Annotated in this window: 12 protein-coding genes; 7 read left to right on the forward strand and 5 right to left on the reverse strand. The window is 65.0% G+C overall.

Features of this window, described 5'->3' with window-relative positions:
- Positions 1-159: 159 nt before the first annotated feature.
- Complete coding sequence (locus tag ACIQLF_RS11015) at positions 160-1,209, forward strand: TerC family protein (RefSeq protein ID WP_400298012.1); 1,050 nt, start codon at positions 160-162, stop codon at positions 1,207-1,209.
- Between the two features lie 94 nt (positions 1,210-1,303).
- Positions 1,304-2,635 (forward strand): MFS transporter, encoded by a 1,332-nt coding sequence (locus tag ACIQLF_RS11020; RefSeq protein ID WP_400298015.1) that lies wholly within the window; start codon positions 1,304-1,306, stop codon positions 2,633-2,635.
- Here ACIQLF_RS11020 and ACIQLF_RS11025 read toward each other — a convergent pair.
- Genes ACIQLF_RS11025 through ACIQLF_RS11035 form a run of 3 tightly spaced genes read right to left on the reverse strand, consistent with a single transcriptional unit; the run spans position 2,632 to position 5,433 of the window.
- Positions 2,632-3,654 (reverse strand): SDR family oxidoreductase, encoded by a 1,023-nt coding sequence (locus ACIQLF_RS11025; protein WP_400298018.1) that lies wholly within the window; start codon positions 3,652-3,654, stop codon positions 2,632-2,634. The genes ACIQLF_RS11020 and ACIQLF_RS11025 overlap by 4 nt on opposite strands.
- A gap of 10 nt (positions 3,655-3,664) precedes the next feature.
- Positions 3,665-4,957, reverse strand: a complete 1,293-nt coding sequence (locus ACIQLF_RS11030; protein WP_400298021.1) for an alpha/beta fold hydrolase — start codon at positions 4,955-4,957, stop codon at positions 3,665-3,667.
- Positions 4,954-5,433, reverse strand: coding sequence for a GNAT family N-acetyltransferase (locus ACIQLF_RS11035; RefSeq protein WP_400298023.1), 480 nt, complete (start codon positions 5,431-5,433; stop codon positions 4,954-4,956). The genes ACIQLF_RS11030 and ACIQLF_RS11035 overlap by 4 nt, the downstream gene beginning before the upstream one ends.
- 110 nt (positions 5,434-5,543) lie before the next feature.
- Here ACIQLF_RS11035 and ACIQLF_RS11040 point away from each other — a divergent pair, with 110 nt between their 5' ends.
- Positions 5,544-6,398, forward strand: coding sequence for a metal-dependent hydrolase (locus tag ACIQLF_RS11040; RefSeq protein ID WP_400298026.1), 855 nt, complete (start codon positions 5,544-5,546; stop codon positions 6,396-6,398).
- A gap of 78 nt (positions 6,399-6,476) precedes the next feature.
- Here ACIQLF_RS11040 and ACIQLF_RS11045 read toward each other — a convergent pair whose 3' ends face one another.
- The gene (locus ACIQLF_RS11045) at positions 6,477-9,008 is read right to left on the reverse strand and encodes a DEAD/DEAH box helicase (RefSeq protein ID WP_400298029.1); all 2,532 of its coding nucleotides are present in this window, start codon (positions 9,006-9,008) and stop codon (positions 6,477-6,479) included.
- 82 nt (positions 9,009-9,090) lie between these two features.
- On the opposite strand from ACIQLF_RS11045, the gene ACIQLF_RS11050 reads away from it, so the two are divergent.
- The 3 genes from ACIQLF_RS11050 (at position 9,091) to ACIQLF_RS11060 (ending at position 11,812) form a co-directional block, all read left to right on the forward strand.
- Positions 9,091-9,921: a trans-aconitate 2-methyltransferase gene (locus ACIQLF_RS11050; RefSeq protein ID WP_400298032.1), complete on the forward strand. Its 831-nt coding sequence runs from the start codon at positions 9,091-9,093 to the stop codon at positions 9,919-9,921.
- On the forward strand, positions 9,918-10,226 hold the full coding sequence (locus ACIQLF_RS11055) for a hypothetical protein (protein ID WP_400298034.1): 309 nt from the start codon (positions 9,918-9,920) through the stop codon (positions 10,224-10,226). The genes ACIQLF_RS11050 and ACIQLF_RS11055 overlap by 4 nt, the downstream gene beginning before the upstream one ends.
- 143 nt (positions 10,227-10,369) lie before the next feature.
- Entirely contained in the window at positions 10,370-11,812 is a 1,443-nt protein-coding gene (locus ACIQLF_RS11060; protein WP_400298037.1) for a DUF222 domain-containing protein, read from the forward strand.
- Between the two features lie 10 nt (positions 11,813-11,822).
- On the opposite strand, the gene ACIQLF_RS11065 is transcribed toward ACIQLF_RS11060, so the two are convergent.
- The gene (locus ACIQLF_RS11065; RefSeq protein WP_400298040.1) at positions 11,823-12,485 is read right to left on the reverse strand and encodes an MBL fold metallo-hydrolase; all 663 of its coding nucleotides are present in this window, start codon (positions 12,483-12,485) and stop codon (positions 11,823-11,825) included.
- Positions 12,486-12,567: 82 nt separating this feature from the next.
- On the opposite strand from ACIQLF_RS11065, the gene ACIQLF_RS11070 reads away from it, so the two are divergent.
- Positions 12,568-12,948 (forward strand): GntR family transcriptional regulator, encoded by a 381-nt coding sequence (locus tag ACIQLF_RS11070; RefSeq protein WP_400298043.1) that lies wholly within the window; start codon positions 12,568-12,570, stop codon positions 12,946-12,948.
- Positions 12,949-12,968 lie beyond the last annotated feature (20 nt).

Raw genomic sequence — 12,968 nt, forward strand, 5'->3', positions numbered from 1 at the left:
CGTTAGACTGTTTCAAGCGTAGGGGAGTATCCCACTTGTGCTGTGGTCGTCAACACGCGAGGCATCGATGCCTCGCCGGGCGCAGCGGTCGTCCCAATCTGAGCGGGCGGCGGAGAGACTTGCGGTAATTTCACGTACCCCGTTTTGAAAGGCCCCACATTGGGAAACCACGGCTTGTCGCTGCAGTTTGAGATCATATCTCTGTCTGCATTGTGCATCATTCTTTTGCTTGACCTGCTTTACGTAGTCAAGAAACCACACGAACCTTCGATGAAGGAATCCGGCCTCTGGGTCGGTTTCTACGTCACCCTGGCCCTGATCTTCGGTGCCGTTGTCTGGTGGCAGGCGGGCCCGGACCTCGGCCAGCAGTTCATCGCCGGCTGGGTCACCGAGTACTCGCTGAGCATCGACAACCTCTTCGTGTTCATCATCATCATGGCCCGCTTCTCGGTGCCACGTAAGTACCAGCAAGAAGTGTTGATGTTCGGCATCATCATCGCGCTGATCCTGCGCGGCATCTTCATCATCCTCGGTGCTGCTGTCATCGAGAACTACTCGTGGGTCTTCTACATCTTCGGTGCGTTCCTGCTCTGGACCGCCTGGAAGCAGGCGACCGACCACGGCGAGGACGAGTCCGACGGAGCGAACAACGGCTTGATCTACAAGCTGACCAAGAACCTGCCGATCTCCAAGGAGTTCGACGGCAACAAGCTGCGCACCACCATCGATGGCAAGCGCATGTTCACCCCGATGGTCATGGTCTTCATCACCATCGGCATGACCGACCTGCTCTTCGCGGTCGACTCGATCCCGGCGATCTTCGGCCTGACGCAGTCCCCGTTCATCGTCTTCACCGCGAACCTGTTCGCGCTGATGGGCCTGCGCCAGCTGTACTTCCTGCTCGGTGGCCTGATGGACCGCCTGGTCTACCTCAAGCACGCACTGTCGATCATCCTGGCCTTCATCGGCATCAAGCTGGTCTTCCACGCAATGCACGTCAACGAGCTGCCGTTCATCAACGGCGGCCACCACATCGAGTGGGTCCCGGAAATCTCGATCACCACCTCGCTGGTGGTCATCCTGGGCACCATCGTCGTCGCAACGGTTGCCTCGCTACTCTCCCCGGCAGGCCGCCGCGCCGCCGCCGAGCACAAGGCCACGCAGGAACTCAAGGCTGCAGACGAAGCAGCCAAGGCAGACTCCGAGTAGTCGCCCGGCACTGCCTGTCCCCGTCGGGGCCCGCTTCCTTCCGGAGGCGGGCCCCGACGGTCGTTAAGCCCCGTGCGTTGCTAAGCTTGCACGGGTGACTACTTCATCAAAACCGGTGCTCAAACCCGTTTCCACCCGCGCCCGGGCGCAGCGCCGCGTGGTGCTCACGCTTTCGGCCTCGCAGCTGCTCTCCGGCGTGGGAAACGGCGCCGGCCTGGCCATCGGCTCGCTCATGGCCGTGGAGCTGACCGGATCGAACGCCTTTGCCGGGGCCTCCACCACGGCGATCTCCGTGGCGGGCGCCGTGAGCGCGCTGCCGCTGGCGGCGCTGGCGGTCAAGCGCGGACGCCGGGTGGCTCTGTCGCTGGGCTACTTCCTGGCCGGGATCGGCGCGGTGCTCATGATGCTGGCACCCGTCACCAGGAGTTTTGCCGTGCTGATGCTCGGCGCGGCGCTGCTGGGCGTGGGGTCCGCGGCCAACCTGCAGGCGCGCTTCGCCGCAACGGACCTGGCCGACGACGCCACCCGCGGCCGCGACCTGGGCCTGGTGGTCTGGTCGATCACCGTCGGCGCCGTCGCCGGCCCGAACCTGATAGGCCCCGGATCGGCGCTCGGCGCCAGCCTCGGGCTGCCGCCGATGAGCGGGCCGTTCCTCTTCTCCCTGGCCGGCATGGTGCTGGCCATCGCCATCCTGAACATCGGGCTGCGCCCCGACCCGATCATGCTGGCCCGGGGCTTCGACGAGGCCGCCGGGCACCCGACCGCCAAGGCCATGCCGGGCCGCAAACGCGGCTCGCTGGCCACCGGCTTGGCCGCAGCACGGCAAACGCCCGGCGCACTGCTGGGCATCGCCACGATCGTGGTGGCGCACCTGGTGATGGTCGGGATCATGTCCATGACGCCCGTGCACCTCAAGGACATGGCCGCCACGCCGGGGCATGCAATGCACCACGGCACCGGCGACATCCTGGTGGTCATCGGGTTCACCATCTCCCTGCACATCGCCGGCATGTATGCGCTTTCCCCGCTGGTCGGCGCACTGGCCGACAGGATCGGGCGGATCCGGATGATGCTTGCATCCCAGGGCATGCTGGTTGCCGCGGTGCTGGTCTGCGGCCTCGGAGCGGATTCGCAGGCAGCGGTCACCACCGGGCTGGTGCTGCTGGGCCTGGGCTGGTCGATGGCCACGGTCTCCGGCTCGGCGTTCCTGGCCGAGCGGGTGTCACGTGAACGCCGCGTGCTGGTGCAGGGAGTCTCCGACACGCTCATGGGTGCCGCCGGGGCGCTCGGCGCGGCCGGGTCCGGGTTGCTGCTGGCCTGGCTGGGGTACGCCGGGCTCGGCTACCTCTGTCTGGTCTTCGTTCTGGCCGTGACGGCCTTCTGCCTGCGCGAGCTTGGAGTCCAGCGCAAGAGGGCGGCTTCCTAAAGCATCCCCAGCTTCTGCAGGGACCGCGCGGTGTCGACCAGCGAGTCCCCGACGGGCCGCGGTGCCCAGCCGAGGGTGCCGACGGCCTTGGCGTTCGACGCGTTCCGCACCACGCCCAGCCGGGGGACCAGCTGGCGCAGCGCCGGGACAAAGACCGCAGCCGCGCGCACCAGCCAGTCGGGCAGCACGCGGGTCGGCATCTTCGAGCCCTCGTCTCCCAGCCGGGTGCGCAGGATGTGCGCCATCTGCTCCATGCCCAACGCCGGGCCCGCGACGGCCAGGAACCGCTCGCCCGCGGCCGCCGGATCGACCATGGCGCGCAGGTGCAGGTCGGCGACGTCGCGCACGTCGACCAGCGCTGTGGAGATCCGGGGCAACCCCGGCATGCCCCCGGACAGCAGCCGCCGCACCAGCTCGATCGACGCGGAGAGCTTGGGCCCCAGCACCGGGCCGATGATCGCCACGGGGTTCACCACCGCCAGTTCCAGCGTCCCGCCGTCGGCCGCGATGAAGTCCCAGGCCGCGCGCTCGGCCAGGGTCTTGGACTTGGTGTAGGCGCCGATGTCGGCGTCCGGGTTCGACCAGTCGGCCTCCGTGAAGTCCGTGTCCCCTGGCCGGTGCCCGTAGCCGACCGCGGCAAACGACGAGGTCAGCACCACCCGCTTGACCCCGGCATCGCGGGAGGCGGACAGCACCCGCAGGGCGCCGTCGCGGGCCGGGACGATGAGTTCGTTCTCGTCCTTCGGGGCATTGACCGGGAACGGGGAAGCGGTGTGCAGGACGTAGTCGCACCCGGCGACCGCCTCCGCCCAGCCGGCATCGGAGGTCAGGTCCGCCGCGACGATCTCCACCGCGGCGTCGGGCAACCCGGCCATGTCCAGCGCGGCCCAGACCTCCACCTGGCGGTCCATCGAACGCACCGTGGTGCGCACCCGGTAGCCGCGTTCCAGCAGCGCCACGATGCAGTGCGCACCCAGGAACCCGGATCCGCCGGTGACCAAAACCAGTTCATCGCCCATGGAAGGAAACCTACGCCGGTGTGTCGGTCATTTCCAGCAGCCCTGTCATTTCCAGCAGCTTCGCGAAAATCATCGCACCCTCATCGCTGATGCCGTCGTGGTGGAAGTCCGCGGTTTCCCAGACCTTGAGCCCGGCCACCGCGTCGGCGGTTTCCATCGACAGGTCCCGATCGACATAGACGTCGTCGGTGTACACAGCCGCGGCCACGGGAACCGTGTTGCGTGCCAGGACCTCGGCGTCGTAGAGCGGGGCCCAGTCCTCGTGCTCGGAGAGGATGCGTGCGGTTTCCTCCAGCGGGCGCAGCACCGGGTCCGACTCGAAGTACCAGCGGTACACCATTTCGCCGGTGAGCAGCGGGACCTCGGCCTCGGGGGAGAAGGCCGGGAATTCCTCCAGCACCGACTCCGCGGCCCAGGCGGTCGCGGCGCCCTGCCCGTAGATGGATTCGTGCATCAGCGCGTAGAGCGGGTTCGTGGTCCGGTCGGCCTGGTTCTGTACCTCGGCCAGGAAGGTGTCGGAGAGCCGGTCCCCGCCGGGGGTATGCACCAGGGCGCCCTCGAAGACGTGGTGCAGCAGGTGCACGCGGGCGTTGCCGCCGAGGAACTGGCCAAGCATCTGCACCATGGCCATGGTGAGCGGACGCCCGTTGGGCAGGTGCTCCACGGTGCCCCGGAGGTGCTTCGCGATGCGCGCCAGCATCTGCCGGTCCTGCGGGTACCAGGAGAAGTATTCCTCGTTGCGCGCGGCCATGCGGGCATAGGTCGCCCGGTACACGGTCGCGGCGTCCGCGGTCAGCGAGGCGAGGCCGCCGGTGACCAGGCAGCGCTCCAGCGCCTGCGGGGCGATCGACAGGTAGGTCAGCGTGCAGAAGCCGCCGTAGCTTTGCCCGAACGTGCTCCACTTGTCGATGCCCAGGGCCTCGCGGACGGCCTCGGCGTCGCGCACGATCGAGTCGGCGCGGAAGTGGGTCAGGTAGGCGGCCTGCGCGGCCGCGTCCCCGCGCAGCGGCAGGGTCTGCCGGTTGGCCGGGGTGCTCAGGCCGGTGCCGCGCTGGTCGAGCAGCAGGATGCGGAAGGTCTTGGCGGCCTCGGCCATCCAGCCGTTCAGCGAGCCGGGGCGCGGGGACTTGCCGCCCGGGCCGCCCTGCAGGAAGAGCAGCCACGGCAGCGCCGAGGGGTCCTCGTGCTCGGTGGAGACGATCTCGCGGGCGAACACGGTGATCGTCTCTCCGGCGGGTTTTGCGTGGTCAAGCGGGACTTGGAAGTAGTGCTCGGTGGTGTCCATGCCGCGGAAGCTGCTCATGCGCCGGCCCCCAGTTCGGCCAGTGCGGCGCCCTCGAGGCGGCGCACGGTCCAGCCGTCCATGGAGCCGGCGCCGAGCGAGTCGTAGAAGCCGATGGCCGGGGTGTTCCAGTCGAGCACGCTCCACTCCACTCGCTTGTAGCCGCGTTGCACGGCGATGGCCGCGAGTTCGCGCAGCAGCGCCGTGCCGTGTCCGCCGCCGCGCGCGGATTCGCGCACGTAGAGGTCCTCCAGGTGGATGCCGTGCGTGCCCTCCCAGGTGGAGTACGTCAGGTACCACAGGGCGAAGGCGAGCACCTCGCCGTCCACCTCGACCACGTGCGCGTAGACCTGCGGGTTGGCGTCAAAAAGGTGCGCGGTGAGTTCATCTTCGGTGTTTTTCACGGCGTCTGGTTCCCGCTCGAACACCGCCAATTCGTGGATGAGTTGGAGTATTGCGGGGACGTCGGCCGGTTGTGCGGGTCGGAGGTTAGGCATGTGACCAAGCCTACCGGGGCGGATTGCGCGCGGTGAAGCCAACGCGTGGGTGCCGCGTCATAAGGTGGGGGCGATCGAATGCTAGAACAAGTTAGAGGGGGGACCCCCATATGATGGGCGGCCACCACGCGGCCACGGGCGCAGCAGCCTGGATCGCGTTGACCACGAGCTTCAAGCTCCCCACCGGCAACCTCCCCGAGATGATCTCGTGGATGCCCGATGCCATCCCGCTGGGCTTCGGCCTGCTGGAACAAACCCCCATCGCCGGCGTCGCCGGTGCCATGGTGTGCGCCGGGGCGGCCCTGCTGCCCGATGCCGACCATCGCCGCGCGACCATCGCGCACTCGCTTCCGCCGGTCTCCAACGCGATTTGCGCGGGCATCGGCGAGGTGTCCGGCGGACACCGCAACGGCACGCACTCGCTGCTGGGCATCGGCGTCTTCACGGCGCTGGCCTGGGTGCTGGGCCTCTGGACCATGGACAGCGAGAAGTTCGGGATCATCTACCCGGGCGCCGGGCTGCTCGCGGTGCTGCTGGTGTCCTTTGCGCTGAAGGCGCTGAAGTTCATCCCGGACACCATGGCCAGGCTGCCGTGGCTGCTCTCCGTTCCCGCGGGCATCTTCGTGGCGGTGTTTTCCCCGGACGAGCAGAACTGGCTGGTGATTGCGGTTGCCGTGGGCTGTGCCGTGCACATCCTGGGCGACATGCTCACGGTCGGCGGGTGCAACCTGATCTGGCCCATCAAGATCAAGTCCCCGAAGGCGCTGCGCCGGGTCCCGCTGCTCAAGGACATCTGGAAGCCCAGCGGCCGGATCGCCATCCCGGTGCTCGGCAAGGCGGGATCGGGCCGCGAATGGCTGCTCTGCGTGCCGGTCTCCGCCTACGCGCTGGTGGGCCTGGTGGTGCCGATCGTGCTGGTAGTCAAGAACCAGGCCCTGTCGCTGAGCAAGTTCCTGGGACTCTAAGGTCCCGACAAACAGCGCAGCCCCTGTTCCCGCTTCCGAAAGGAGCGGGAACAGGGGCTGTTGGCGTCTCCGGGGGAGCTAGTCCAAACGTCCCACGCTGGTGACTGTGATGACCGGCATGCCGGCCTCGTCGGAGTCCGCGAGGTTCACCGTGGCGTCGATGCCCCAGTCGTGGTGGTTGGCCGGGTCGGCGAAGATCTGGCGCACCTTCCAGGTTTGGGCGCCCGGGGTGATGAGCAGCAGGTTGGGACCGCGGCCGCCGGGACCGTCGTCGATGTCCTCGTGCTCCTCGAAGTACGCATCCATGGCGTCGGCCCAGGTGTCGGAGTCGAACCCGTTGTGGCCGTCCAAATCGCCGAGTGCGCCGTCCTGCTCGTCGGCGAAGAGCTTCACGCGCTTGAACATGTCGTTGCGGACCATGACGCGGAAGGCTCGCTCGTTGGAAGTCAGGCGCTCCGGGGCCGGCGGGATGATCTCGGCGTCGGGCTCGTGCAGCAAGCCGTTGGCCAGCTCCTCCCATTCGTCCAGCAGCGAGGAGTCGATCTGGCGGATCATTTCCCCGAGCCACTCGATGAGGTCCTCGAGGTCCTCGCGCAGCGCATCCTGCGGCACGGTCTGGCGCAGCGCCTTGTAGGCGTCGGTCAGGTAGCGCAGCAGCACGCCCTCCGAACGGGCCAGCGAGTAGAACTGCACGTATTCGCTGAAGCTCATGGCTCGCTCGTACATGTCGCGGACCACGGACTTCGGGGCGACCTCGAAGTCGCCGAGCCACGGGGCGCCGGCGCGGTACTGCTCGAACGCGTCGCCGAGAACCTGTGCCAGCGGCTGCGGGTAGGTGACTTCCTCCAGCGCAGCCATGCGGGCATCGTACTCCATGCCCTCGGCCTTCATCGCGGCGATGGCCTCGCCGCGGGCCTTCTTCTCCTGCGCGGAGAGCACCTGGCGCGGCTTTTCCAGCGTGGCCTCGATGACGGAGACGACATCCAGCGCGTACCCGGCGCTTTCCTCGTCGAAGAGCTCCAGCGCCGCCAGCGCAAACGGGGACAGCGGCTGGTTCAGCGCGAAGTTCTGCTGCAGGTGCACGGTCAGCGCGAGCTTGTTGCCGTATTCGTCGGGCACATCCAGGCGTTCGACGACGCCGGTGGCCAGCAGCTCGCGCAGGATGCCCAGCGCCTTGCGCTGCAGGGCGCGCTGCTTGGCCGGGGTCTCGTGGTTCTCGGTGAGCAGGCGGCGGGCCGCGGCGAACGAGTCGCCCTTGCGGTCCAGCAGATTCAGCAGCATCGAGTGGGTGACTACGAACGAGGAGCTCAGCGGTTCCGGGGTGGAAACGATGATGCGCTCGTAGGTCTTCTCGCCCCAGGTCACGAAGCCCTGCGGCGGCTTCTTCTTGACGACCTGGCGGATCTTCTTGGAGTCGTCGCCGAACTTCGCCAGCGCCTTCTCCATGGCCTTCTTGTTTTCGATCGCGTGTTCGGGGGCCTGGATCACCACGGTGCCGGCGGTGTCGAAGCCGGCGCGTCCGGCGCGGCCCGCGATCTGGTGGAATTCGCGGGCGTTCAGCAGACGCGTGCGGATGCCGTCATACTTGGACAGCGCGGTGATCAGCACGGTGCGGATGGGCACGTTGATGCCGACGCCCAGGGTGTCGGTGCCGCAGATGACCTTGAGCAGGCCGGCCTGCGCCAGCTGCTCGACCAGGCGGCGGTACTTCGGCAGCATGCCCGCGTGGTGCACGCCGATGCCGTGGCGGACCAGCCGGTTAAGCGTCTTTCCGAACCCGGCGGCGAAGCGGAATCCGGCGATCAGTTCGGAGATCCGGTCCTTTTCCTCGCGGGTGCAGACGTTGATGCTCATCAGGCTGCTGGCGCGGTCGATGGCCTCGAGCTGGCTGAAGTGCACCACGTAGATCGGCACCTGCCGGGTCTTGAGCAGTTCCTCGATGGCTTCCTGCACCGGGTCCTGCGAGTAGTAGTAGTGCAGCGGAATGGGGCGTTCGGCGTGCGCCACGGTGGTCGTGTCGCGCCCGGTGCGCAGCGTCAGCTCGTCCTCGAAGCGGCTGACATCGCCGAGGGTCGCCGACATCAGCAGGAATTGTGCCTGCGGAAGTTCCAGCAGCGGCACCTGCCACGCCCAGCCACGCTGCGGGTCGGCGTAGAAGTGGAATTCGTCCATGACTACCGGCCCGAGGTCGGCGGTCTTGCCTTCGCGCAGGGCGATGTTGGCGAGGATCTCCGCGGTGCAGCAGATGATCGGGGCATCCTGGTTGACCGAGGAATCGCCGGTGACCATGCCGACGTTTTCCGCACCGAAGATCTTGCACAAGTCGAAGAACTTCTCGGAAACCAGTGCCTTGATGGGTGCGGTGTAGTAGCTGCGTTCCCCGCGGGCGAGCGCATAGAAGTGCGCTGCGACGGCCACCAGGGACTTGCCCGAGCCGGTGGGCGTTGCCAGGATGACGTTGTTGCCCCCCACGAATTCCATGACGGCTTCGTCCTGTGCCGGATACAGCCCGATGCCGCGGTCCTCCACCCATTTGATGAAGGCTTCGTAGACGGATTCGGCGGTGGCTCCACGCGGGGGAGTGTTCGGCAGCAACTCGGTAAGATTCATGATGTTTCAAGCCTATCGTCTCTGGTGCGGTTTCTTTTGGCGGGGCTGGAACGGGACGCATCGTTGCATCTAGTCTGTGGGGATGAAATGGGACCCGGAAAAGTATGTACAGTTCGCGGATTATCGTGACCGGCCGTTTTTCGATCTGACCGGCCGCGTTGCCGCCACGGCACCGAGCCTCGTGGTCGATCTGGGGTGCGGTCCTGGCCCGCTGACACGGTCGCTGGCCGAGCGCTGGCCCGAGGCCCGTGTCGTTGGACTGGATTCTTCGGACGAAATGGTCCGGAAGGCCCGCGTCACGCAGCATGCCCCCGGCCTGGAGTTCGAGCTTGCCGATGCAACCACGTGGATGCCGAACCCAGGCACGGATGTCTTGGTCAGCAATGCCATGTTGCAGTGGATCCCTGGGCACCGGGAACTCATGGCCAGATGGCTGGACGCGCTGCAGCCCGGCGCTTGGTTCGCGGCGCAGGTGCCTGGAAACTTTGGTTCCCCTTCCCATGCGCTCATGCGTGAGCTGGCCGAGTCCGAGCGTTGGGCGCCGAGGCTGGCCGGTGTGCTGCGGCACAAGGACGCAGTCGGGGAACCGGTGGATTACCTCAAGATCCTGCTTGCTGCGGGGTTCGAGGCCGATGTCTGGGAAACAACGTACGGGCAGGTCCTCACCGGTAAGGACCCGGTGCTCGAGTGGGTACGCGGTACCGCATTGCGTCCCGTCCTGGGCAAGCTGAATGCCGCGGAGGCCGCCGATTTTGAAGCAGACTATGCGCGGCTTGTCGCGCAGGCATATCCGTCATTCGAAGGGGTAGGTGGTGACTCGCTGACGATGTTCCCGTTCCGTCGGATCTTCATGGTCGGCCGCAAACGTTGCATTCGATCCAGCTCGGGTGAAGCTCATAGGGTGGGGGCATGAGAAAACTCCTCCCGGTCCTGGCCATTCTTGGATTGGCCCTTTCAGCCTGTGCAGGGTCTGGCGCCGATGAGTTCCGCCAACGTGACGTACAGGGCAATACGGCGTGCATCCATTTCGGAAGCGGATACACGGATAACGGGAGCGTGGGGCGTACGAATATGGACAAGGCGGCGGAGCATGGTGCAGCCTCTTCAACTGAAGCCATCCGGAATGCGGTTGCCGCGGACGTGGCAGGCAAGCCAGTGATAACCGATCTGGAAGCGTTTAAGCGGGCCTGTGAAGCGCAAGGCATGTCATTCAAGTAGTTCCCGAATCCCGTCGGGTCGCAATTGTCAATGGCCCACGAACGAACTGTGGATTACTTTTAGCTCACTGACTAGGTGTTTTGCGTGCATTAGAGCAAAGCGAACCCTTCACAAAGCGTCTCGGGCGGCGTATAGTAGTAAATATGTTCGAAGAGTTCGACGGTGAACCATCGAACCCGGAATCGCTGCCAATTGAGCAGGCCGGGGAAATGCTTCTTGGGCACAGGCCTATCGGCCACGCCCCCGAGAATCCCGTTGCTATTCGACAGGCCAGCGCGCCACAGCGTGACGAAGCCTTGGAATTTATTGAGGCGGTCACGGAGGCAATGGGGTACTTCCCGCCAGCCGCGGATGAAGCGACAGGGTTTGCGCGCATTGCCGCCCTGGAAAAGCTCAAGTCCTCAGCCTCGGCGACCCAGTCGGTCGAAGCCAAGGCAGCGGAAGAAGCCGTGATTTCCCGCCACGAGGCCGAGGGTAAGTACCAGGACAACCCCAATCGCGGCACGGGCGCAGAAATTGCGTTGGCGCGGGGCGAGTCGCAGTGCTTTGGGCCTCAATTCCTGGCCTATTCACGATCCATGCTTGAGCACATGCCGCATACGTTTGCAGCGCTGAGGCGTGGGGAGATCAAAGAAAATCGTTCAATGGCCATTGTCCGGGAAACCTGCGAACTGGACCCCATGGTCCAAGAGATCATCGACCGAGAACTTGCGGGCCGGCCCGGCAGTCTTGAGGGTGTGGGCTCACGAGAACTCACCGCACGCGTGAAGCGACTCACCCTGGCGTTCGACAACACGATCGAAATGAACAAGAGTTCAGAGGCGCTCAGGAAACGGTTCATTTCGGTGAGGGTGGTTCCCGGGGGTTTCATGAGGATCAGTGGGACTCTGCCCATGGAACAGGGTGTGGCCCTGAATGAGGCATTGGTGGCTGCGGCAGCCAAGAAGCGCTCGCCGGAGGACCGCCGAACAGACATGCAGGTCAAAGCCGATGCTCTCGTCGAGCGTGTCACGGGCCAGTCACCAGTCGAAGGGACGCCGTTGTTGGTGAATCTGGTGATGACCGACCGCACCCTCATGCAGGGTGATAGTGAGCCCGCGTATCTCAATGGCTATGGAACCATCCCGGCAGGTTATGCCCGATACCTCGTCACAGGAGACCCAAACCTCTCACCCAAGGAGTCCAGGGCGCAAGTCTGGATTCGACGCCTGTTTACCGCGCCAAGCAGTGGCGAACTTGTCGCCATGGAGTCTTCCAAGCGAATACTGCCCAAGCAACTCAAGCGAATGATTGCAGTCAGGGACCAATTCTGCAGGACGCCATACTGCGACGCGCCCATCCGACACTACGACCACGTTCAACAAGTCGCGATGGGCGGGAGAACCACCGCCGTGAACGGCGACGGGCGTTGTGCCTGGTGCAACTACACCAAGGAAACCGAGGGGTGGAGTGAGCGCGTGGTTGACGGACTCCGCCACACCATCGAGATCACCACGTCCAGCGGTCAGGTATTCCTTTCGATGGCGCCGCCCTTGCCAGGAACTCCTGAAAGTCCACCGCAGTCCCCGCCAGTGGATAGTTGTTAGACGCCGGCTTTTACCAGCCCCTGTTACGCCATTCCTCAAGATTCGGGCGTTCCTTGCCCAATGTCGTTGAGTCTCCATGGCCGGTAAGCACTATCGACTCATCCGGGTACTGTCCGAAGAGTCGTTCAGTGACATCGTCCAACAACGAGGTAAAGCGTTGTGGATCATTCCCGGTATTGCCCACACCACCAGGGAACAGGGAATCCCCGCTGAAGATCAGGACTGTTCCGCTGCTATCCCGAAGGGCGAAGGCAATGGAACCGGGAGTGTGGCCCCGCAGGTGAACGCATTCGAGAACCGTCGAACCGACGAAGACCTTATCCCCGTGGCCAAGGGGAGTATCTATCCTTACCGAGGCACCCTCGAGGATCCCGGCCGCGTCTTCCGCGCCCGCGAAGGTCTTGGCTCCCGTGGAGTCGACCATCTCCCGTAGCGCGCGGATATGGTCCCAGTGCTGGTGTGTTGTGGCAATGCCAACCAGTGATGTCGGAACCTCGGCATCGGACGAAGCAGATTCTATTAGCCCGGTGATCGCCTTCGCGTCGTCGGCGGCATCAATCAGCAACTGCGAACCGTCGGCCTTGGAGGTCACGAGGTAAACGTTGTTGGCCATCTCCGAGACGCTAATGCCTCGAACTGTCACGTCATTCAGGTCATGGAAAATTTTGCTCATGGCCACCACTTTACGACGCAACGGCAATCGAGCGGGATAGTCTGAGAAGCAGAACGCCCATCCCTATCAAAGGACCAAATCCATGGATAGCAATCCGCTGGCATTCATCAACGTGGACACCGCTGACAAGATGGCCCCTTACCTCCAGGTGCGCCAGCAGATCCTTGTCGCAATCGCCAAGGGCAAACTCAAAGCGGGAACCAAGCTACCTTCTGTGCGGGCGCTCGCCGAACAGCTGGGACTCGCGGTAAACACCGCAGCCAAGGTCTACAAGGAACTCGAAGCCAGCGGTGCGGTGGTAACCCGCGGGCGACACGGCACCATCGTCCAGGCGAAGGAGGACGAAGGATCCATCGCAGTGGCCGACGCTGCCTCCGAATTGGCGGCGGTTGCCAAGCGCTGGGGAATCAGCGAAAAAGCGGCAATCGGCTATGTCAGGGCGGCCTTTAGCTCGCTGATTTAACAAAGGCTGGTCTTATTGCT

The organism is Paeniglutamicibacter sp. NPDC091659 (genome assembly GCF_044756805.1).
Lineage (GTDB): Bacteria > Actinomycetota > Actinomycetes > Actinomycetales > Micrococcaceae > Paeniglutamicibacter.

Excerpts from the sequence above, each read along its gene's own strand:
- ACIQLF_RS11025 (WP_400298018.1), bottom strand. The coding sequence starts at position 3,654 with ATGGGCGATGAACTGGTTTTGGTCACCGGCGGATCCGGGTTCCTGGGT.
- ACIQLF_RS11030 (WP_400298021.1), bottom strand. The coding sequence starts at position 4,957 with ATGAGCAGCTTCCGCGGCATGGACACCACCGAGCACTACTTCCAAGTC.
- ACIQLF_RS11035 (WP_400298023.1), bottom strand. The coding sequence starts at position 5,433 with ATGCCTAACCTCCGACCCGCACAACCGGCCGACGTCCCCGCAATACTC.
- ACIQLF_RS11040 (WP_400298026.1), top strand. The coding sequence starts at position 5,544 with ATGATGGGCGGCCACCACGCGGCCACGGGCGCAGCAGCCTGGATCGCG.
- ACIQLF_RS11045 (WP_400298029.1), bottom strand. The coding sequence starts at position 9,008 with ATGAATCTTACCGAGTTGCTGCCGAACACTCCCCCGCGTGGAGCCACC.
- ACIQLF_RS11050 (WP_400298032.1), top strand. The coding sequence starts at position 9,091 with ATGAAATGGGACCCGGAAAAGTATGTACAGTTCGCGGATTATCGTGAC.
- ACIQLF_RS11055 (WP_400298034.1), top strand. The coding sequence starts at position 9,918 with ATGAGAAAACTCCTCCCGGTCCTGGCCATTCTTGGATTGGCCCTTTCA.
- ACIQLF_RS11060 (WP_400298037.1), top strand. The coding sequence starts at position 10,370 with ATGTTCGAAGAGTTCGACGGTGAACCATCGAACCCGGAATCGCTGCCA.
- ACIQLF_RS11065 (WP_400298040.1), bottom strand. The coding sequence starts at position 12,485 with ATGAGCAAAATTTTCCATGACCTGAATGACGTGACAGTTCGAGGCATT.
- ACIQLF_RS11070 (WP_400298043.1), top strand. The coding sequence starts at position 12,568 with ATGGATAGCAATCCGCTGGCATTCATCAACGTGGACACCGCTGACAAG.